A 20,410-nucleotide genomic window follows, 5' to 3' on the forward strand; every position below is an offset into this window, starting at 1 on the left:
GCTCAGTGCTGCAACTGTTGAGGCCGTTCAAGATACTCGCGCGCGGCGGCAGCAAGTCTGCCGTCCCCAAGTGCGGCTAGCTTCTCGTCTAGGACCCCGGATTCGACTCCCCTTTGCGCGGACCAATATAGATCAATCATTCGAATGTAGGCGAGCAGGAGCGGGTCGGTGAGGTTGCAGTCGAGCGTCGAGAGGTCTTGGCCAGAGCGGATGCCGACCTCCAGACGCATCCACTCGTCCCACACGGCGGGCGCGTCCTCCCAGTCTGTATCAAACTGCGGCTGCTCCGCCTCGCCGGACGTCGCCCGGTTCGGTTGACTGGCTAAGAGACGCGAAGCCCTGTCGAAGTGGCGCTCGTAGAGATGTAGGGAAGAGCTAAAGAAAACCAGTCGCCCAGGCGCGCATCGGAGCCACCGCGCCATCACTTCAAGCAGTAATGTCCACTCGAAGGCGTTGATGCCCGAGAATCCCCACCATATGTCGGTGCTGCGGGCGGCAACGTGGAGGTTGAGACGCCCATCCCTCATGAGGAAGTGAAGCCAATTGTTGCAAGGGATATCTCGACTCTCGACGAAGTCGCGATCCGGATCGTAAATGCTGGCGACGGCACGGCGTGAGAGTGGTTCTTCCCGGAGAATCTTCACGATCTCGGCAAGTTGATCCACGCCGTTCCAATTCCGGAGCCGCGGACCGTACCCAGCGCGCCATGTAAGGCCGTCGTCCGAGAAGTCGACCGCGCGCTCTAGATAAGCGCTGAGGAAGCTTAAGTCGTTTCGGCCCGCGATCACCCACATACTCTCCGCTATCGAGGCAAAAACATTGTTGTTTCGGTGGGGGAGCATAACGTAGCGAGACCGAATATCAGACAGCTCGATAAGTCGCGCCCGCAACTCCCGGGTCCGCTCTCCGCGGACCTCAACAGGGTCTCCAAAGTCAACAACGGCATGCAACTCGGCTAAGAACGCCTGCTCCACATTTCGATAGACAGCCACCGTGGCTCATCGATTCTCGACTCGGGCAGCAAGTCCGCGATCCAGAAGCGTCTTAGTCACGAACGAGTGTGTCTCTTCTTCGTTCGCTATCGGGACAACAACCGCGGACTCGGCATGTTCCTTCAAGAGCGCTCGATAGCCGTCCTGCACACCCGGAGCGTTGTTTGGGTCGAGGTGGTGGGGTTCGAGGAAAACGAACACGATAGACGGCGTGATTGGCGACCAGATTGTGTCGATGAGTTCCTTGAAGCTCGACTCAGGGAATCCTGACTGCTTCACTGATCCGCCGTACCAGCCGTAAGCGAGGGTGGACCACCACCAACGATCCAGAATCAGAGATCGCGTCTCCGCAGCTCGCTTGAGATCAGGCACCGACTCCGCGTGGCACGCGAGGTGCGCTAGTTGCTGGGCGAGGCCCGACGCGGGCTTCTCGTCAGGGACCTCGCCCTCCAGTGCTCTGTACACCCGTTCGGTGAACTTAGTGAAGCCGGTTGGCATGTGAGCGAACACTGTGGACTCCGCGTCGACCGAGCCTCGGAGGCGGTTCAACTGTGTCGACTTGCCGGTCTGGTCGAGGCCCTCGAACACGATGACCGCACCGCGGCGGATGGTGAGATCAGTCTTGGCCATCACTAGCTCCTTCGCTTCGCCCAGCGTGGCTCCCGGGATGTGTCAGAGGTCACCCCTAGCATCAAGCTATGCGACAGAACCGGGATCACGAGGGAGGCGCAGCGGCGCGTCGCCTTGGCGACCCGTGGCGCGAGCTCCCCGATGCTGGCCGCGGCTACCTGTCCGTCTACTTCTCCGAGCCCCTCGCGCGATGGCCAGTCCGCGAGATCACCCGACCTGCGGACAACAAGAGCGACCCAAACATCGAGACCGGAACATACGGCCTGTTCTCCACCTGCGAGCCGTCCATGCGAAACCGGATCGTTCTAGATGGCGCGGCCACCATTTTCTTCCTTACGACACGCAAACCGCACCAGGGGAGGGTGATCTCCGGGTACTACCACGTTGGCTGGTACACGGAAGGTACCCAGGGATCGGTGAACCGTGACTATGCCCTCGCTGCCGACAAGATGCACTTCATCGACCCCATCCTTGCGAGCGATCTGGATGAGCCACTCGCAGCCATCTGTTCCACGCAGTTCCGCACGATGAAGCCGATCGACGTTGAGACGGTGGCAGCGCTTCGCAGCATCTGCGACGACCGCCCCGACCGCACGGGCGATTACCTCGGCGAAGTCGCGCGCGTCGAGACGTTCGCACGTGCTCGATCGGGCTACGCATATCCCTCGTGGGGGCGGGAGGACGGATTTAGCTGGGCGGACGCTCCCGACTACTACCAGACGGACGCTGAGCTTTCGAAGGTGCCCAACAGCTCCAAGAACCGCAAGTGGCGATGCCGAGAGTGCGGATATGTCATTAAGAGCGGCGCGCTGCTGAAGAAGTGTCCGTTGTGCAAGCAGATGGCAACGCTCGCTCCGGCCGAGGAGGGCTCATGACACGTCGAGTCTTTATCAGTTACCAGCATGCCGATCAGATGAAAGCCCGTGGCTTGAACCTGATGACATACAACAAAAACGTCAACGTTGACTTCACGGGGCGGCACCTGCTCGATCCCGTGAAGAGCCAGGACACTGACTACATCAGTCGAAAGATCAAGGAACGGATCAAAGGGTCATCGGCGACGATCGTGCTCATCGGGAAGGAGACCTCTCAAAGTGACTGGGTCGCGAAAGAGATCCAGTGGAGCAAGGAACAGGGAAAGGGCATCATTGGTGTCCGCATCGATCCCGACGCCCCAGTCCCCGAAGGGTTGACGGAGTACGGCGCGGAGATTCTCGACTGGAACAAGCCGGCCGATGTCAATCAGTTTGACGATGCCATCGAGCGAGCGATCGCCGCCACTTCCCGCGGCATGAGAATGCCCATGAACACGCCCACCACCTGTGGGCGATGAAATCGAATCGATGGCTTCTGGACTGCGCATAGCTAAGCGCTCACTATTCGAGGTGGTTAAGTGATCATTCTGTACGCCGGAGTGCAAGCCGACGAAGCCGGGCGAGCGTCACCTCGGTTGCCGGAGACCTCCGAGAACGACCTCCTGATTCGACTCAAAGGACTCCTACAATCACTTCAGCCAAGTCGCATGGTTGGAGCACTCGCGTCCGGCTCGGATATTCTCTTTGCCCGTGCCGCGCTCTCGGAAGGTATTCCGCTGCGGATCGTCCTACCCTTCGCGAAAGAAGACTTTAGGAGAACCAGCGTCGAACCAAGAGGTGAACGCTGGCTCACGCATTTCGACCGAGTAGTCGGTAACACGGCTGTCGACCTAGTTGAAGGAGATCGCCCCGTCGAAGAGACCGCGGAGGCTTTCAATGAACACAACCTCACGATGCTCGACGACGCGCGCGCACTGGTCGAAGGAACGGACGAACGCGTCTGGGTCATCACCATCCGTCCGGCGCCCGACCCGGGGGTCCCAACAGTCACCGACAATCTGGTCCTCCAGGCCGAGGAGAGGGGTCACTTTTCACTCGACCTAGCCCCTATTCATGATCAAGTCTCGGCGTTCATCGTCATGCCTTACGGAGTGAAAAAGGATGTTCGAACCGGTAAGAAGGTGGACTGCGATCCAGCCTTCCACAAGATCTATCGTCCATTACTTGAAGACGCTGATATTAGCTGGAACAGGGCAGACCTGGAGACAGACAGCGGCATCATACACTCGGGAATGCTGGCGGCCTTAGCTAACTCCGATCTTGCTTTAGTCGACCTCACGACAACGAACTTTAATGTTGCATACGAACTCGGTGTCAGACACATATTCGCAGACCGAGCCACAGTTCTTGTTAATCCGCACATTGAGGGGCATGCGCGCCACGCGCCACCCTTCGATATCAACATGATTCGGATTCATTCATTCACCCGGGGCCAGGCAGTCTCGGATAGGCAAGCCGAGGATGCGATACGAGCGTTGCGGCCTGTCGTCGAGCGAGTAACGAGTGAGGTTGAAGTCGATAGCCCGGCGCATAGCTGGTTTGACTTGGCTACAGTGAAGAGGCCCTACTCCCAGTTGTCAGAGGTCACCGACGCGCTTACCGCTGAGAACGAGGCGCGCAACCGGGTCAGTGTGGCGGTCAAGTCATCTGACGCCGACGAGATGAACGCCGCTGCCCGCTGGGTAGGCTCTACGGCCGACGTTCACGAAGCGCTGCGACGTAGCCTTCGGATTGAACTCGCTATCGGCCTGCACGCGGAGGAAGCCTACGAGGATGCGCGAGCACTTCTAGAAGTCGCTCAACCAAATCTTGATGATCCGCTGCATCGGATCTGGCTTCAAGAGAGCGTTATGGTCTATCGGCGTCTAGGGGAGGATGCGCAGGACCCTGTTGTCCGGCAGGAACTCTGGCGGACGGCTCGTCAGTACCTTGAAGATGCCGAGAGCGCAGGCTACGCGGACTCCGAAACATACGGCAGCTGGGGAGGGCTGATCAAACGAGAGCTGGAGAATCGGCTCGACAGCGGAGATCCAGCCGTCGCGGCCAGCCTTTTCCGTGAGATGGCAGAGAAGTATCGTGCAGGATTCGAAAGCGATCCCAGCTACTACACCGGAGTCAACTTGCTTATGGCACTCCGCCTCAGCGGACGGGAAAGGGACGACCCCTTCCGTGAGGAGTTCAACGAGGTCCTGACCGTTTCCCGTTTCCTCAACAGGCTTGCGATCGCGGACGAGCCCACCAACTATTGGGCGCTCGCAACACGTGCTGAACTCGCGCTGCATGAGTGTCTTGAGAACAGTGATTCGGTTGATGAGGCTGCGGAACAGTACGCAGAGGCGGCTCGGCATGGCAACGCCGATCAGGTCCGATCCACCAAGTACCAGCTGGGCTTCTTAGCTAGGTATGGCGACCCACAGGACGTGATCGAACGACTCAGAGCAGTGATAGAACAGGCGCGTTAGGAGAAACTATGGTCACGTACAGCTCGCGCACTCAGAGCGCCCTGCGGGAACTGGCTGCAATAACACGGCAGTACCAGAGTGTTGCGGAGGGAGATCGGAAAACCGCCTCGTCTCCTGGTCGCCACAAAGTGTTTGTCAGCTACCACGCGGTAGACGCGGTGGAGGTCCTCCAGTTTATTGAGGAGAATACGGATGTCTTCATACCGCGCGCTATCGGTATGGAAGAAGATGGCTCCGACATCATAGATTCGACGAACGTCGCGTACATTCGTCAGACGATTAAGACCAAATACCTGCGAGACTCGACCGTAACGCTCGTAGCGATTGGTGAATGCACCTGGGCCCGAAAGTTTGTGGACTGGGAAATATACACGAGCCTCCGCTCTGACCCTACTCCGAACGGCCTGCTAGCAGTTCAGCTGCCGTCCGTCGCCGGGTCCAGCCCCAGCCTCCCCGCGCGACTGTCCGCCAACCTTGCGCCGAAGAACGAGACGGGGTACGCGAACTATTACGTACCACCCGCGAGCCAGAGTTCCCTTCGGACCTGGATTCAGCACGCCTTCGACGGGCGGACCTCTCGTTCGTCCCTGCTCAATGTCGGTGGCAAATTGCGCGAGCGGAACTCGTCATGCGAACCGCAGTGAAGGTCGAGGCGCGCCCGAGCGTAGGTGTCTCCTGGCAGAGACTGTGTGCTGACGCCAAGGCGGAGCTGTCCGGAGCCCTCATTCAAGGGGACCAGAAGGGGACCAGAATCATGCAAACCATGCATCTCGTGACGTGCTCTGCATGGTCTGACGCCCAGAATCATGCGGAATCTGGCCTCGTCGGAGCCGTTTGGACGCCTGGGGGTCAAGGGGTCGCAGGTTCAAATCCTGTCAGCCCGACCAAATCCGTTGGTTTACCAGCGAAGACGAGGTCACCGAGGCGGTGAGATCGGTCCGAATAGGACCAAGGTCACCGCTGAACTCACCGCAAGTTCATGCGAGGGCCCGACACCCACACGGTGTCGGGGCTTTGCGTTGCCTCGACGACTGCCGCAGCACCCGCATCGCGAATCCCAGCGGTGGCCCGGCCTGGAGAGCGGAGCGCCTGCTGAAAGCGCGCAAAGGGGCTCATCACAGATGAGGTCCAAAATGGGCTCTTCCCCATTGAGGTGTGGCCAGCGGCCAGGCGGCGCGAGGAGCGGGCGGCGCGTCGGTGGCCGGGTAGCGGTCGAGGTCTACCCAGGATGGAAGTTCTCTCGCCGCCATCCAGGAAGACCTCGACGTGCTTGACGCCACCCCCGCGACCCCTGATGTGACGACGTTCTGCCGTCTCGACGAGCTGGGCCTTGTCGTGGTCGGCCAGCTCCTGGAGCCGGACCGGGCAGTGTGACCTGACTTCACCCAGTGGGCTTAGTGCCGTGGATGGCGGCGAGCAGGTCTGTGGTCTGGGGGGTGAGCTTGGGTGGGATTGTGGTGGTGGCGCCGTTGATCTCGATGATTGAGGTGCGGGTCTCGCGGAGCTGGTTCACGATCGTCTTGAGGGATTGGCCGGTCGCGCGGGTGAGGTAGCGCGTCATGGCGAGGGCGGCGAAAACGATGGTCAGGTGCGCTTCGATCGCCTCGCGTTGGTGGTGGAACACGGGCCGGGCTCGTAGGTCGTTCTTCGTCATCCGGAACGAGGCCTCGACCTGCCACAGGTCGTGATACGCGGTGATCACCGCGGCGCTGGTCATGGTCTCGAGGGGCAGGTTCGTGACGTACCCCTTCAGGCCGGCGAGCTGACGGGCCCGGGCGATCGTGGCCTCGTCCAGGGTCTTGGTCGCACCGGTGACCTTCAGGAACCGGGTCCGCTTCAGAGGGGCGGTGCCTTCGGCGACGCGTTCGGCCTTCGCGATCTGCGCGTTGATCGTGCGGTCATCACGCTTGCTCCGCTTGAACGACCACTGGTAGACGATCCGCCGCGCCCGGGCGTGCCGCCCGGTGCCCATGGTCCGCACCGACTCCAGGATCTGCCCGTCGGTGAAGTAGTCGCCCTTGCGTTCGAAGTGCTCGGCCAGGTCGTAGGGCGCCTTCGTCAGGCGGGAGCCGACGATGAAGGAGAACCCGGCGTCCTCGAGGGCGTTCAGGTTCCCCGCCGACAGCATCCCCGCGTCGGCCACGACGACCATGTCCGTGACGCCGTGGCGGGCCTGGAACGCTTGGAGGACGGGCACGATCGTGGTGGTCTCGGACTTGTTCCCCTCGAACAGGTGGACCTCGAGGGGGAAGCCGGCCGGGTCGACCAGGAGCCCGACCTGGATCTGCGGGTCGACGCGGTGCTCCTTGCTCATCCCGACCTTGCGCAGCTCGTCCTCGTGCTCGTTCTCGAAGTGCAGGGTCGTCACGTCGTACAAGACCAGGCACGCCCGCCCACTGGTGCGCGCGGAGTACGCCAGACACGCCTTCGCGAGCCGGTCGCGGTAGTCACGCGCCTGACAGCGCTTCAACGATCGGTAGAGCGTGTTCAGCCCGGGCGGCTTCACCCCCAGCGACCTCACGACGCGGATCGTGTCGGCCTTGCTCGTCGGCTCGATCAACCGGGCCAGGACCATCACCCGGAACGCCTCGTCGGCGACCTGGTCGAACCCGAGATGCGTGTAGACCCAGCCCAGGGCGTCCCACAACACCTGCGCGGTGGTGGCGACCGTATGAGCATCACCGGCGTGATGACGGGGCCTGCCCCGCTCACCCGTCGCCGACCGCTCGGACTTGCCAGAGCTCGTCCAGTCAGCGATCCGGTCCACCCGTGCCGCCACGCGCGGCACCTCACCCAGGTCGAACGCCTGCTGCCCGGGGTGGAGGCGTTCGCGGGCCACGGACCACAACAGCTCCAGCTCCGCATCGGTGTGCGCCGAGCCGACGTGCTCGATCTCCACGACCACGTCCCCGCGCGACGTGACCACCTGAACGGCGACCGCACCCGAGGCCGTGCGCACCTCCCGGATCCGCCGCGACACCACCCCACGACGCTACCCGCCGAATACTTAGTGCCGTCCCCGACAACACCCAGCACACGAACCCGCAGGTCACAGCCCTACAACCCGACTCAGCCAACCACACTGGGCGAAGTCGGGTGTGAGCGCCCTGGGTCTGTTGGAGGCTCCTGACCTCGGAAACGAGGCGCTTCAGACCTCCGGTGGGTCCATAGTCAGCGCAGGATGCCCGTGCGGCGGGCGGCGGCCACGGCTGCTGTGCGCGATGCGACTCCGAGTTTTGAGTAGATGTGGGCGAGATGCGACTTCACGGTGGTCTCGCTGACGAAGAGGCTGGTGGCGACGTCGGTGTTGGATTGCCCAGCGGCGACGCGCTCGAGCACCTCGATCTCGCGGCTGCTGAGGCTGACCCGCGGTGCCCGCATTCTGCTCATCAGCCGTGAGGCGATGACGGGTGCGAGGGCGCTCTCGCCTACTGCGGCGGCTCGAACGGCAGCGATGAGCTCGTGGGGCGGCGCGTCCTTGAGGAGGTAGCCGCTCGCGCCTGCCTCGACAGCTCCGAGGATGTCGGCGTCAGAGTCGTAGTTGGTGAGCACGAGGACGTATGGGGGCGCGTCCAGCGCTCGGATGCGACGCGTCGCATCGGCACCAGTTGACGTTGCGGCAGCTCCGAACTGGAGGTCCATCAGCACCATGTCGGGGTTCTCCCGTTCGGCCGCCTCTGCTGCTTCGTCGGGCGTTGCCGCTTCGGCGACGACCTCGATGTCCTCCTCCAGGCTGAAGACTGCGCGCAGTCCTGCTCGCACGACGGGGTGGTCGTCGGCGATGACGAGGCGGATCATGAGGCGGGTTCGCGCGCGAGGTCGACCATGAGCGTGGTGCCCCTTCCCGGTGCAGAGTCGATGGTGACGGTTCCGCCGAGCTGTTCCACGCGCTCTCTGGTCGCGCGGATGCCGAAGGAGTCAGAGCGACCAGGTGGTGTGGCGGCCTCCGACGGGTCTTCGAACCCGCGACCATCGTCGGTGATCTCGAATGACAGCCGATCGTGATGCACGGTGAGGGTGATTGTCGCCCTGCTGGCATCGGCATGCTGGATCACGTTGGCGATCGCGCCTTGTGCGATCCGGAGCAGTGCGGTTTGCAGGTGCATGGGCAGCTCGACGGTGTCTGAGACGCGGACGTCGACCTTCAGGCCTTGCGATGGCCACTGGGAGGCTGCGAGCCGGCGCAGCGCCCCGCCGAGACCTTCGTCATCGAGGTTGGGCGGGGTGAGCTCTCGGATGAACCGGCGTGCCTCGGCGAGGTTGGCCGCGGCCGTCTCGCGCGCCAAGCGGATGTGCTCGACGCCTGGCCGCTCGGGGTCCGCTCGCTCGGCGGCGTGCAGCAGCATCTGGATGCTGGACAGCCCTTGCGCGAGGGTATCGTGGATCTCGCGAGCGAGTCGGGACCGCTCTGCGACGACACCGGCTTCGCGCTCCGTCGCCGCGAGCTGTCCCTGGGTGGCGAGAAGCTCCTGCATGAGCTTCTCTCGTTGCGCGGCTTCGCGTGCGAGCGCTTGATAGCCGAGTCCGATGAGCAGGGCGACACCCGCGCCCACGATCGGCCCCACGACACCCGCCAAGCTCCACCCGTCATGGATGCCGAGCGCTGCCACGGCTACCGCCGTCGCCCCAGCGATCGCGACCGATCCCCACGCCCGGCCAAGCAGATGCAAGAACAGGAAGAAGAGTGGGAAGACCAGGTAGGCCGCCTCGGACGCCAGCCACAGCAGCAACACCCACTCCGTCGTGAGCGTGCCGAGCCAGAGCATCCGCAGCGTCGGCGTACCACGCGTCACGACGATGAGACCACCGAGCGCGTACGTGCCGAGCAGAAGGGCCGCCAACGCGATGATCGCGACGCTGGAGGCTGTGGGTTCGAACACGGCACGCGCCATGACCAGGACCGTCAGAGCGACGAGCAGGACGTGCAACCCCGTGCGCAGCCCGGCGAACACAGGGGTCAGCGCGGAATGGGCCACCCATCGGACCCTACGCGTCAGTAGCTAGCGGTCATCGTCCGAAAGTACGACTCCTCGACCCACCATTCCGCCGTCCAGCGCCGTTCGACCGGCCGATGACCGGGTCGCCCCTGCGCACGAGAGTGGACACGTCACCGCTCCGGAGACACGGAAGGACTTCTCCATGTTCGTCGCGCTGCGCGATCTTCGATTCGCTCGAGGCCGCTTCATCCTGATCGGCTCCGTCGTCGCCCTCATCACGATCCTCGTCGGGTTCCTCAGCGGACTCACCGGCGGGCTCGCCACCCAGAACATCTCCGGGGTCCTCGCGATCCCCGGGGACCGCATCGTCTTTTCAGCCCCCACCGACGGCACCTCGGCCGCCAGCTATACCGACTCCACCGTCACCCACCAGCAGAGCGAGACATGGTCAGCTGCGGACGGGGTCACGTCGGTCGAGCCGATCGGCATCAGCCAGACCCGCGCGGAAGCAGCCGGCAACCGGATCGCCGTCGCCGTGTTCGGCGTGCAGCCCAGCTTCGCCGCCACCGCTCCCACCCAGGACGGGTCCGTCACCCTCTCCAACCCTGCAGCGGCGGACCTGGACGTCGCGGTCGGTGAGCAGATCCAGATCGCCGGCACCACCTACACCGTCGAGAACATCGCCGGAGACGGCTGGTACAGCCACACGCCTGTCATCCAGATGACGCTGGCTGACTGGCAGAGGTACTCTGCCGCGACCGGGGCGCCCGACGCCTACGCCACCGTCCTCGCAGTCACCGGCACACCCGACTGGGACACCGCCGACGCCGAGGCGGCCACGGTGTCAGAGACCATTCTCGGGTCTCTCACCGCACTCAGCGCCTTTCGGTCCGAGATCGGCTCGCTGCTGCTGATGGTGGGCATGCTGTTCGGCATCTCCGGCCTCGTCATCGGCGCCTTCTTCACCGTCTGGACGATGCAGCGCAAGAGCGACATCGCCGTCCTCAAGGCCCTCGGCGCAAGCACCCCCTCGCTCGTGCGCGACGCACTCGGACAAGCGCTCATCGTGCTGCTGGTCGGCATCGGAGGAGGGCTGGCCATCGTCACAGGCCTCGGCGCCCTCGTCGGCAACGCCCTGCCGTTCATGCTCAGCCCCATCACGACCCTCCTGCCCGGCGCGATCATGATCGCGCTCGGGCTCGCGGGAGCCGCCTTCGCGCTCCGCTCAGTCACCTCCGCAGACCCCCTCACCGCCCTTGGGAGCAACCGATGATCCGCCTCGACGACATCACCCTCACGTTCCCTGATGGGGACAGCCGCCTCACCGCGGTCGACCACGTCGCCCTCACCGCACGACCCGGAACCGTCACCGGCATCACCGGCCCCAGCGGATCCGGCAAGTCCAGCCTGCTGGCCGTCGCAGCCACCCTCATCCACCCCGACTCGGGCCGTGTCCTTATCGACGACATCGACGCCACCCAGCTCGACCCCACCGAAGCGACCAGCCTTCGGCGGGAGAAGATCGGCATCGTCTTCCAACAGCCCAACCTCATCCCCTCCCTGACCGCCACCGAACAGCTGGCCCTCATGAACGAGCTCGGCGGCAGCCACTCCCGCCGAAACCGCCGCACCGCCACCGCACGAGCCGAAGCGCTACTCGAATCCGTCGGCCTTGCCGACAGCAAAGACAAGCGACCTCACCAGCTCTCCGGCGGACAACGCCAACGCATCAACATCGCACGAGCGCTCATGAACGACCCCAGCGTCCTGCTCGTCGACGAACCCACCAGCGCACTCGATCAGGCACGAGGCGCGAGCATCATCGACCTCATCCTCCGCCTCACCGACGAACTGAACACGTCTACGCTCCTCGTCACGCACGACCTCGTCCACCTTCCCCGTATGCACGCAGTGGTGAGAATCGTCGATGGACGCCTAGTACCGGCAGTGGCTGATGCAGCATGAATCTCAGGTGGCCATAGCCGGTCGTCTCGCGGGCCCCTTTCATGGACTCATGGGTGGCCTGGGCGGGGTGGGTGGTGCGGACCGTCTTCTCCCGCGACATCCCCCGCAGCCCGGCGGCCCGCATGAGGCGTTGCACGCTGCAGCGCGCCACTGGCCCACCACCGCTCTTGACCCGTTCCCGGTTCACCTGCGCGTGGACCTTCCTAGCGCCGTAGACACCGAGGTTGAGGATGTGGACCGTCTCGATCTCTCCAGGACGAGCAGGGTGTGAGCCTCCTCGGCGTCGATAGCGTTGCCGGCGAGCAGTGCCGCCGTCGGCGTGATCCAAGACACGAGGTCGAGGCGCAGGCCTCACGCACGCGCTGGCTCTCGGCGTCCATCTCGAGTGTGACCACGGAGACGGGGCAGTCCAAGCGGAAGCCGCTCTCACCGACGAGGGTGACGAGGGTCTAGATCGCGATGCGGGCGGCGCCCGCCGTTCGACAGATCTTGCCAGGATATCCAAACCCTAGTGTGCCTCACCTACAGTGTGGCAGTGACTACGGCGGTGTCCCGATCCTCGTTGCGCAGCTCCCTGAAAAGCCGTCCACGTCGCCGCGAAGGGGAGAACCGGGCACGTCCCGAAGTTCCCCGCGTCCTCCTGGCAACGGTGGCTGCTTCGGGGAGCCCTCGCGCTGCCCTTCATCCTGCTCGTTCTGCTTCTCGACGCCGCCGGCGGCGGCTACCTCCAGAACTCCACGGCGAACGCCGTCCTGGTGACGACCGCCCATGAGGTCCTCACCCGACCTGTCTCGATCGAGACGGTCGGGATGCTCTACCCACCGATCGCAACGCTTCTGGCGGTCATCGTGCCGGGGGGCGCGGTCGGACTGGGGATCGTCGGCGCGCTGACGGCGGGCTTTCTGCTGCAGCGGCTCGCCGAGTGGTCGCTGCGTCAGGGTCGCTCCGGTGCCGACCCGGTCCTGCTCGCCATCGTGGTAGGAGGCACTCCTCTGTTCGCGTTCCTCGCGACGACGAACGTCGAGGTCTTCCTGGGCCTGACCCTGTTTACGATGGGGTTGATCGATCTCGTCCGGTTCGTCGTGTTCGCGAACACCCAGGCCGGGTTCCGCGCGGGTCTGCTGTTCGCCGCGGCCGCTCTGACGGCGCCTACATTCGCGTTCTCCATCCTGATCGCCGCGTGCGTCGGCCCGTTCCTGCCGCACTCGCGGCACGGCTCACGTGTCGGCACGGCGCTGACGATGGCCTTTCCGACCGTCGCCGCGTTCGCCTCGGTCGCGCTGCTCGGTGAGATCTTCCTGGCCGATCCCCTCCTCGCCGTCGATGGTCTCCACGTCGGCTTCGCGCCGGAGAGGGTCGAGCGCACACGGACGTTCTTCGCGCAGCCCTGGGCCTGGCTCTACTACGTTCCTGCGGTGGTCGGTGTGGCGCTCGCTCTCGTGCGCCGCCACCCCGTGGCCGCTGTCGCGCCGGTTCTGCTGATGGGATCGATCGTCCTCATGTTCGTCGTCGGCGTCCTGCCCGCCGAGTCGTCGGGTGCCGCGTTCCTGCTTGTGCTTCTGTGCATTGTCGTCATCGCGTCGGTGCGAGGCCGCGGCTTCCGCACCCGATGGACCCTGCGGCTTGGTGCCGTGGTCCTGCTCGTGACAGGATGGACGTCGGCGCTACTCATCTACCGGCCGGTGGATGAGTGGATGCAGGCGCTGCTGACGGGATGGCCGTTCTGATGCCGGTCCGCTCCATCGAGGTCCCGGAGCACATCGCGCATGAGGCCTCTATGGGCCTGTGGGAGCGTGACCCGCTGCTGTCTGCCCGCACCGTGCTGACCCGTCCCCAGGGGATCGGTCTCGTCGTCGCGGCGGTGCTGTACGTGATCGCGCTGGTGGCGGCGTGGCGCCCGACCGTCATCGTGACGCTGCTGGTGGTGAGTGTGCTGTTCCTCATCGCGACGGCGTTCAAGTTCCATGTGTCCCTCGCGGGAGCGCGATACGACCTGGCTGATCGCATCGATCCGGCAGAGCTCGCGGCGCTGACCGACGAGGAACTGCCCACCTACACGGTGCTGGTGCCCGTGTTCCGCGAGGCGAACATCGTCCATCAGCTCGTCACCAATCTCGGCGCCCTCGACTACCGGCCCACAAGCTCGAGATCCTGATCCTGGTGGAAGAGGAGGACGACGAGACGCGCGCCGCGATCGAGGCCTCGCCGACCCCGGACAACTTCACCGTGGTGGTGGTCCCGAAGGGGCACCCGCAGACCAAGCCGCGCGCCTGCAACGTGGGCCTAGCGATCGCGACGGGCGAGTATCTCGTGATCTACGACGCGGAGGACGCCCCGGATCCGCTGCAGCTCAAGAAGGTGATCGTCGCGTTCCGCAACGCCTCCGAGGACACCGTGGTCATGCAGGCCTCGCTCAACTACTTCAACGTGCGTGAGAACCTGCTGACCCGCATGTTCACGCTCGAGTACTCGTACTGGTTCGACTACATGCTCACGGGGCTCGACGTAAACTCGCTGCCGATCCCGCTCGGCGGCACCTCGAACCACTTCCGCACGGATGCGCTGCGCACCCTCGGCGGATGGGACCCGTTCAACGTCACCGAGGACGCCGACCTCGGCATCCGCGCAAGCGCCCAGGGCTATCAGGTGGGCATCGTCGACTCGGTCACGATGGAGGAGGCGAACACCTCGATCCCGAACTTCGTGCGTCAGCGCAGCCGCTGGATCAAGGGCTACATGCAGACGACGCTCGTTCACGCGCGCTCGCCGCTGCAGCTGATCCGGCGCATCGGGGTCAAGCGGTTCCTGGGCTTCCTGATGCTGATCGCCGGAACACCGCTGACGTTCCTCGGCGTGCTGCCCCTGGTTCTGCTGACGGTGTTCACCTGGGCGCTGCCGACGGACATCGTCGAGCCGCTGTTCCCGACACCCGTGTTGGCGCTTGTTCTGCTGAACTTCCTCGTCGGCAGCGGTCTGATTGTTTACCTGAACATGCTCGGCCCCTGGAAGCGCGGGGACTTCTCGCTCATCTGGTGGGCGATGCTGAACCCGCTCTACTGGGTGCTGCACTCGGTGGCGTCGTACAAGGCGCTGGGGCAGCTCATCGTGCGGCCGCACTACTGGGAGAAGACCGCACACGGCCTCACCACGCACGAGACGCCGGATCCGGCCGTGACCGCGACCATCACCATCATCCGGTGACGTCGTCGGCCCCGGGCGATCGCGCCCGGGGCCGGCGATGTGGCGGCCTCAGACCCACAGCCGGTTGTCGGCGGCGGCGAGGTGGTCGGGCGTGCGCAGCATCTCGAGGGGGTGTCGCCGGCGGACGCCCATATTGCCGCCGACGTGAACCGGGAAGCGGAGCACCTCGCGAAGGAGCGCCCGACCTCGATGCGCGTCTTGATGTCGGACAGCATGTATCCCGACTGCGGCGGTGACGGTCGTTCCTCGGGGCGCTGCTCAACGGCCTGGCCGTCGCGTTCGTCGCCGCCACGGTGATCACGGTGCTCGGCGCGCTCACCGACCTCGAGGCGCCGCTCTGGCTCGCGCTGACGGCGGCGCTCACCCTCGTCGTCATCATCGTGCAGGCTGCCGTCGTGGGCGTCGTCGTCCCGCTCGTGCTCACCCGCGTGCGACTCGACCCGGCCGCGGGTACGGGGGTCTTCATCACGACGATCAACGACTTCGCGGGCATCGCGGTGCTGTTCCTGTTCGCGACGGTGCTCTACCTCCCGCACCTCCCGCACGTCTGATCGCTCACCCCCCGACGTAGGCCGCCAGGTGCACCCCGGTGAGCGTCGACCGCGCGGCCACGAGCTCGGCCGGCGGTCCCTCGAAAACGACGCGTCCGCCGTCGTGCCCCGCCCCGGGGCCCAGGTCGATGATCCAGTCCGCGTGCGCCATCACGGCCTGGTGGTGCTCGATCACGATCACGGAGCGCCCGCCGTCGACGAGGCGGTCCAGCAGCGCGAGCAGCTGCTCGACGTCGGCGAGGTGCAGGCCGGTCGTGGGCTCGTCGAGGACGAGCACGCCGCCCGTCTCACCCATGTGCGTCGCGAGCTTGAGGCGCTGACGCTCGCCGCCCGAGAGCGTGGTGAGCGGCTGACCGAGCGTGAGGTACCCCAGGCCGACGTCGGCCAGCCGGGTGAGGATCGCGTGCGCGCTCGGAACACGGGCCTCACCAGCCGCGAAGTACTGCGCTGCCTCCGTCACCGACATCTCGAAGACGTCGCCGATCGAGCGCCCGCCGAGCTGGTAAGACAGGACTGCCGCCTGGAAGCGTCGGCCCTCGCAGTCCTCGCACGGGCTGGAGACGGTGCCCATCGTGGGCAGGTCGGTGAAGATGACCCCGGCGCCGTTGCACGTGGGGCACGCACCCTCCGAGTTCGGGCTGAACAGCGCCGGCTTCACCCCGTTCGACTTCGCGAACGCCTTCCGGACCGGCTCGAGCAGGCCCGTGTAGGTCGCGGGGTTGGAGCGCCGGGAGCCGCGGATCGCGCCCTGGTCCACCACCACGACGCCCTCGCGCCGCGCGAGCGACCCGTGCACGAGCGAGCTCTTGCCCGACCCCGCGACGCCGGTCACCACGACCAGCGCGCCGAGCGGGACGTCGACGTCGACGTCGCGCAGGTTGTGCGTGCGCGCACCGCGGATCTCCAGCCGGCCCGACGGCGAGCGCACCTGCGCCTTCAGCCTCGCCCGATCGTCGAGGTGCCGCCCGGTCAGCGTGCCGCTGACGCGCAGACCGTCGAGCGTTCCCTGGAACACGACCTCGCCCCCGGCGGACCCCGCGAGCGGGCCGAGGTCGATCACGTGGTCGGCGATTGCGATCGTCTCCGGCTTGTGCTCGACGACGAGCACCGTGTTGCCCTTGTCGCGCAGCTGGAGCAGCAGGTCGTTCATGCGCTGTACGTCGTGCGGGTGCAGCCCGATCGAGGGCTCGTCGAAGACGTAGGTCACGTCGGTGAGCGAGGAGCCCAGGTGCCGGATCATCTTGGTGCGCTGCGCCTCGCCGCCGGACAGCGTGCCCGCGGCCCGGTCCAGCGAGAGGTAGCCGAGGCCGATCGACACGAACGCGTCGAGCGTGTCCCGCAGCGACTCCAGCAGGGGCGCGACGTTCGGCGCCTCGAGCGTGCGCACCCAGGCCGCGAGGTCGCTGATCTGCATCGCGCACACGTCGGCGATGCTGCGGCCGTCGATGAGCGAGGACCGCGCAGTCTCGTTGAGTCGGGTGCCGTGGCAGGCGGGACAGGCCGTGAACGTGACGGCCCGCTCCACGAAGGCGCGGACGTGCGGCTGCATCGCGTCCACGTCCTTGCTGAGGAACGACTTGCGGATCTGCGGGATGAGGCCGACGTAGGTGAGGTTGATCCCGTCGACCTTGATCTTGGTGGCCTCGCGGTGGAGGAGGTCGTGCAGCTCGCGCTCGCCGTAGTCGCGCAGCTTCTTGTCGGGGTCGAAGTAGCCGACGCCGCGGTAGATGCGCCCGTACCAGCCCTCCATCGAGTAGCCCGGGATCGTGAGCGCGCCCTCGTTGAGCGACCTGTCGGCGTCGAACAGCGCGGTGAGGTCGATGTCGCTCACGCTGCCGCGACCCTCGCACGGCGCGCACATGCCGCCCTGGATACTGAAGCGGCGCACCTGCTTCACGGTCGTCTCGCCCTTCTCGACCGTGACGGCCCCCTGGCCGGACATGCTGGCGACGTTGAAGGAGAACGCGTTCGGGGCCCCGATGTGCGGCTGACCGAGCCGGGAGTACAGGATCCGCAGCAGCGCGTTGACGTCGGTCGCGGTGCCGAGCGTGGAGCGCGGGTTCGCGCCCATCCGCTCCTGGTCGACGATGATCGCGGTGGTGAGGCCGTCGAGCACGTCGACGTCCGGCCGCGACTGGGAGGGCATGAAGCCCTGCAGGAACGCGGGGTAGGTCTCGTTGATGAGGCGCTGCGACTCCGCGGCGATCGTGTCGAACACGAGCGAGCTCTTGCCCGAGCCCGAGACCCCGGTGAACACCGTGAGGCGGCGCTTCGGGATCTCGACGTCGACGTTCTTGAGGTTGTTCTCGCGCGCGCCGAGCACGCGGATGGTGTGGTGGCCGTCGGCGGGGTGCGCCGGTGCGGCGGGACGGGTCGGGTTGGCCGCGTCGATCGGGCTCGTGGGGTACATCGCGCTCTCCTGGTGTCGATCTGGCGCCCTCGCCGACCGCGCCGGGTGCGGTCCGGCCGAGCGTACGGCGTCGGTGCGACACTGACGCCATGGTGATGCCACCGTTCTCGATCGACGGCGGCCGCGCCGTCGGACCGTCCTACGGCCTGGTCCTGACGCGGGGCGCCCGCGACGCCGTGCTGGAGTCCCTCTCGGTCGCGCGGTTCAGCGGCTGGGTGTCCCCGGCGCCCACCGGCGAGGAGCCCTGGACCGTCGCGGTCGCCGAGGACCCGCTCGGGCACGTCGCCTCCGAGCGACGGACGCTGCCCGAGCTCGCGCGCGACCTCGCCCGGGACCTCGCGCCGGGGTCCGGCTCGCCGGACGACGCCTCGCCCGAGCACGTGCCCGACGGCGAGCGCGAGTCCGCCGAGACCCTCGCCCCGGAGGGGGCGAGCGGTCGGCCCGAGGTGATCTGCGCCGTCGTGCGCGCCGAGACCCTGCTCACGATCGCGGCCTTCGACGGCGAGCAGCAGCTGGTCGACTACCTCTCCGACGCGCACGCGGCGCGGCCGGGCGACGAGTTCGCGTGGGGGCCGGAGGGCGCGCACGGCGGGCGGGCGCTCGCGCGGCTCAGCGGGCGACCCGACGCCGGCGAGGACGCGGTCGAGCTGCTGGGGGAGGAGCTCGGAGAGAGCGAGAACGAGTCCGAGCGGATCATGGCGCTCGCGCGGCTGCTCGGCTGGCCGGAGTGGCTGGTGGCGGTCGTCGGGCTGCCGAAGCGGGTCGCCGGCGGCCCGCCGGTCGAGGACTGGCAGCGCCTGCGGGCGGGTCGGAGCGGCCTGACCGGGCGGCTCGCGGCGCGGGCGGCGCGCACCGTGCGCCGGCGGGACCTCACGGAGAGCTGAGGCTCGCCGTCGGGCGTCGGGCGTCGGGCGTCGGCGATCTCCCTCGGTGGCTCCCGCACGGACCTCCTCGGCGTCCGGCCACGGCCCGGCGCCGCCGAGGCGGGGCCCGGTCTTCGTACACTCGCCCGGTGGCGAAGCTCTACTTCCGGTACGGGGCGATGAACTCCGGCAAGTCCACGGCCCTGCTCCAGGCCGCGTACAACTACGAGGAGCGCGGTCAGCGCGTGCTGCTGGCCAAGCCGGGCGTGGACACGAAGGGCGCCGACCACATCGAGAGCCGCCTCGGCGTCCGCCGACGGGTCGACCTCGTGGTCCCCGAGGACGCGTCGCTCCGGGCGGAGTTCCAGCGGGCCGCCGGTCCGCACCCGGTGGCCTGCTTCCTCGTCGACGAGGCCCAGTTCCTCACGGCCGAGCAGGTCGAGGACCTCCTGCGGATCGCGGTGCTCGACGGCATCCCCGTGATCGCCTACGGCATTCGGACGGACTTCCGCACCGAGGCCTTCCCCGGCTCGCGCCGGCTCCTGGAGATCGCGCACAGCCTCGAGGAGCTCAAGACCATCTGCCGCTGCGGGCGCAAGGCGCTGTTCAACGGGCGTCTCGTGGACGGACGCTTCGTCTTCGCGGGCAGCCAGGTGGCGATCGACGCCGGACCCGTGGCCCACGAGGGCGAGGTGACGTACGAGTCGCTGTGTGCCGAGTGCTACCTGCGCGAGTCCGACGGCGTGCTCGCCGCCGCCCCGGCGAAGGGTTAGCCCGGTGCTGCTGAACGCGACGATCTACGGCGTCGTGGGGATGAACGTCCTCGCACTGGCGCTGGTGCTGGGCCGCGCGCGCTACTTCCACACCGAGCTGTACCGGCCGATGCTGCTCAACATCGGGCTGTCGATCGCACCGGTGCTGGTGCTCGGCGTCGGGCTCCTGCCGGTGCTCGTGATGCTGAGCACGGGCGCGCCGACCGTGCTCGTCGTCTCCCTCGTCGCGCTCATCCTGCTCGCGTGGCTCCTGCTGCTGCCGAACGCGGGCTACCTCATCACCGAGCTCAACCTGTCCCACCGTCGCCCGGGCGACGGCGTGCCCGAGTGGTACGACGTCCTCCTCGTCCTCACGCTCGCGATGTCGGGTGTGCTGAACACCGTGGTCAACGTGTTCCTCGTGGTGCTCGCGTGGGTTGTGATCCGGTACGACGCGCTCGAGCCGCTGCAGTACGCCGAGGCCCGGCTGGCGATCGCCGGGGTGCTCCTGCTCGTGGCGTTCGGCATCTACCTCGGGCGCAACCTGCGCCTCAACAGCTGGGACGTGCGCAAGCCGTGGCGCCTCGTGGCGAAGGTGTGGCGGCACCTGCGGGTGCCCGCGAACCTCGGCAACGCGATCGGGTTCACGCTGATCGCGGCGCTCTTCCTCGGGCTGATGTTCCTCGTGGTGATCGGGCCGATCGTCAGCGCCGTCATCGCGCTCTCAGGCTGAGCCGGTGCGGGGTGGACGTGGCGGTTGCGGTGTCCACGT

The 20,410-nt window shown here is 66.3% G+C and carries 19 protein-coding genes and 1 pseudogene; 13 read left to right on the forward strand and 7 right to left on the reverse strand.

All coding sequences use genetic code 11. From position 1 onward, the window contains the following. Window positions 1-2: 2 nt before the first annotated feature. Window positions 3-992, reverse strand: coding sequence for a thymidylate synthase (locus tag AC3AQ1_RS00410; RefSeq protein WP_108717367.1), 990 nt, complete (start codon window positions 990-992; stop codon window positions 3-5). A gap of 6 nt (window positions 993-998) precedes the next feature. After that, window positions 999-1,622, reverse strand: coding sequence for a dTMP kinase (locus tag AC3AQ1_RS00415; RefSeq protein WP_108717368.1), 624 nt, complete (start codon window positions 1,620-1,622; stop codon window positions 999-1,001). Between the two features lie 68 nt (window positions 1,623-1,690). On the opposite strand from AC3AQ1_RS00415, the gene AC3AQ1_RS00420 reads away from it, so the two are divergent. The 4 genes from AC3AQ1_RS00420 to AC3AQ1_RS00435 all read left to right on the forward strand — a co-directional run bounded on the left by AC3AQ1_RS00420 (window position 1,691) and on the right by AC3AQ1_RS00435 (window position 5,603). Next, the gene (locus tag AC3AQ1_RS00420) at window positions 1,691-2,497 is read left to right on the forward strand and encodes a rubredoxin-like domain-containing protein (RefSeq protein ID WP_108717369.1); all 807 of its coding nucleotides are present in this window, start codon (window positions 1,691-1,693) and stop codon (window positions 2,495-2,497) included. Continuing rightward, window positions 2,494-2,955 (forward strand): TIR domain-containing protein, encoded by a 462-nt coding sequence (locus AC3AQ1_RS00425; RefSeq protein ID WP_108717370.1) that lies wholly within the window; start codon window positions 2,494-2,496, stop codon window positions 2,953-2,955. The genes AC3AQ1_RS00420 and AC3AQ1_RS00425 overlap by 4 nt, the downstream gene beginning before the upstream one ends. 189 nt (window positions 2,956-3,144) lie before the next feature. After that, window positions 3,145-4,959, forward strand: coding sequence for a tetratricopeptide repeat-containing protein (locus tag AC3AQ1_RS00430; RefSeq protein WP_108717371.1), 1,815 nt, complete (start codon window positions 3,145-3,147; stop codon window positions 4,957-4,959). Window positions 4,960-4,967: 8 nt separating this feature from the next. Beyond that, window positions 4,968-5,603 (forward strand): TIR domain-containing protein, encoded by a 636-nt coding sequence (locus AC3AQ1_RS00435; RefSeq protein WP_108717372.1) that lies wholly within the window; start codon window positions 4,968-4,970, stop codon window positions 5,601-5,603. A 737-nt stretch (window positions 5,604-6,340) separates the two neighbouring features. On the opposite strand, the gene AC3AQ1_RS00440 is transcribed toward AC3AQ1_RS00435, so the two are convergent. The 3 genes from AC3AQ1_RS00440 to AC3AQ1_RS00450 all read right to left on the reverse strand — a co-directional run bounded on the left by AC3AQ1_RS00440 (window position 6,341) and on the right by AC3AQ1_RS00450 (window position 9,935). Next, on the reverse strand, window positions 6,341-7,939 hold the full coding sequence (locus AC3AQ1_RS00440; RefSeq protein WP_234418000.1) for an IS1634 family transposase: 1,599 nt from the start codon (window positions 7,937-7,939) through the stop codon (window positions 6,341-6,343). 191 nt (window positions 7,940-8,130) lie between these two features. Continuing rightward, a complete protein-coding gene (locus AC3AQ1_RS00445) occupies window positions 8,131-8,757 on the reverse strand; it encodes a response regulator (protein WP_108717373.1) in 627 nt (208 codons plus the stop codon). Then, window positions 8,754-9,935 (reverse strand): sensor histidine kinase, encoded by a 1,182-nt coding sequence (locus AC3AQ1_RS00450; RefSeq protein WP_108717374.1) that lies wholly within the window; start codon window positions 9,933-9,935, stop codon window positions 8,754-8,756. The genes AC3AQ1_RS00445 and AC3AQ1_RS00450 overlap by 4 nt, the downstream gene beginning before the upstream one ends. Before the next feature lie 163 nt (window positions 9,936-10,098). On the opposite strand from AC3AQ1_RS00450, the gene AC3AQ1_RS00455 reads away from it, so the two are divergent. Further along, window positions 10,099-11,169 (forward strand): ABC transporter permease, encoded by a 1,071-nt coding sequence (locus tag AC3AQ1_RS00455; protein WP_108717375.1) that lies wholly within the window; start codon window positions 10,099-10,101, stop codon window positions 11,167-11,169. Beyond that, on the forward strand, window positions 11,166-11,861 hold the full coding sequence (locus tag AC3AQ1_RS00460) for an ABC transporter ATP-binding protein (RefSeq protein ID WP_108717376.1): 696 nt from the start codon (window positions 11,166-11,168) through the stop codon (window positions 11,859-11,861). The genes AC3AQ1_RS00455 and AC3AQ1_RS00460 overlap by 4 nt, the downstream gene beginning before the upstream one ends. Window positions 11,862-11,931: 70 nt before the next feature. Here the strand turns inward: AC3AQ1_RS00460 and AC3AQ1_RS00465 are convergent. Continuing rightward, window positions 11,932-12,111, reverse strand: a pseudogene (locus AC3AQ1_RS00465) (IS3 family transposase); the annotation flags it as partial. 559 nt (window positions 12,112-12,670) lie between these two features. On the opposite strand from AC3AQ1_RS00465, the gene AC3AQ1_RS00470 reads away from it, so the two are divergent. From AC3AQ1_RS00470 to AC3AQ1_RS00485, 4 genes are all read left to right on the forward strand, one after another. Next, a complete protein-coding gene (locus tag AC3AQ1_RS00470) occupies window positions 12,671-13,588 on the forward strand; it encodes a hypothetical protein (RefSeq protein WP_139986732.1) in 918 nt (305 codons plus the stop codon). Beyond that, window positions 13,576-14,016: a hypothetical protein gene (locus tag AC3AQ1_RS00475; RefSeq protein ID WP_234417607.1), complete on the forward strand. Its 441-nt coding sequence runs from the start codon at window positions 13,576-13,578 to the stop codon at window positions 14,014-14,016. Before AC3AQ1_RS00470 ends, AC3AQ1_RS00475 begins: the two co-directional genes overlap by 13 nt. A 5-nt stretch (window positions 14,017-14,021) precedes the next feature. Continuing rightward, entirely contained in the window at window positions 14,022-15,062 is a 1,041-nt protein-coding gene (locus tag AC3AQ1_RS00480) for a glycosyltransferase family 2 protein (protein WP_234417609.1), read from the forward strand. Between the two features lie 302 nt (window positions 15,063-15,364). Next, window positions 15,365-15,613, forward strand: a complete 249-nt coding sequence (locus tag AC3AQ1_RS00485) for a magnesium transporter (protein WP_234417611.1) — start codon at window positions 15,365-15,367, stop codon at window positions 15,611-15,613. 4 nt (window positions 15,614-15,617) lie between these two features. Here the strand turns inward: AC3AQ1_RS00485 and AC3AQ1_RS00490 are convergent, their stop codons facing one another. Beyond that, entirely contained in the window at window positions 15,618-18,023 is a 2,406-nt protein-coding gene (locus AC3AQ1_RS00490; protein ID WP_108717380.1) for an ATP-binding cassette domain-containing protein, read from the reverse strand. Window positions 18,024-18,112: 89 nt separating this feature from the next. On the opposite strand from AC3AQ1_RS00490, the gene AC3AQ1_RS00495 reads away from it, so the two are divergent. The 3 genes from AC3AQ1_RS00495 (at window position 18,113) to AC3AQ1_RS00505 (ending at window position 20,371) form a co-directional block, all read left to right on the forward strand. Beyond that, complete coding sequence (locus tag AC3AQ1_RS00495; RefSeq protein ID WP_108717381.1) at window positions 18,113-18,907, forward strand: hypothetical protein; 795 nt, start codon at window positions 18,113-18,115, stop codon at window positions 18,905-18,907. 128 nt (window positions 18,908-19,035) lie between these two features. Continuing rightward, window positions 19,036-19,659, forward strand: a complete 624-nt coding sequence (locus AC3AQ1_RS00500) for a thymidine kinase (RefSeq protein ID WP_108717382.1) — start codon at window positions 19,036-19,038, stop codon at window positions 19,657-19,659. A gap of 4 nt (window positions 19,660-19,663) precedes the next feature. Further along, window positions 19,664-20,371: a DUF1361 domain-containing protein gene (locus AC3AQ1_RS00505; RefSeq protein WP_108717383.1), complete on the forward strand. Its 708-nt coding sequence runs from the start codon at window positions 19,664-19,666 to the stop codon at window positions 20,369-20,371. Window positions 20,372-20,410 lie beyond the last annotated feature (39 nt).

This window comes from Miniimonas sp. S16 (assembly GCF_057748195.1).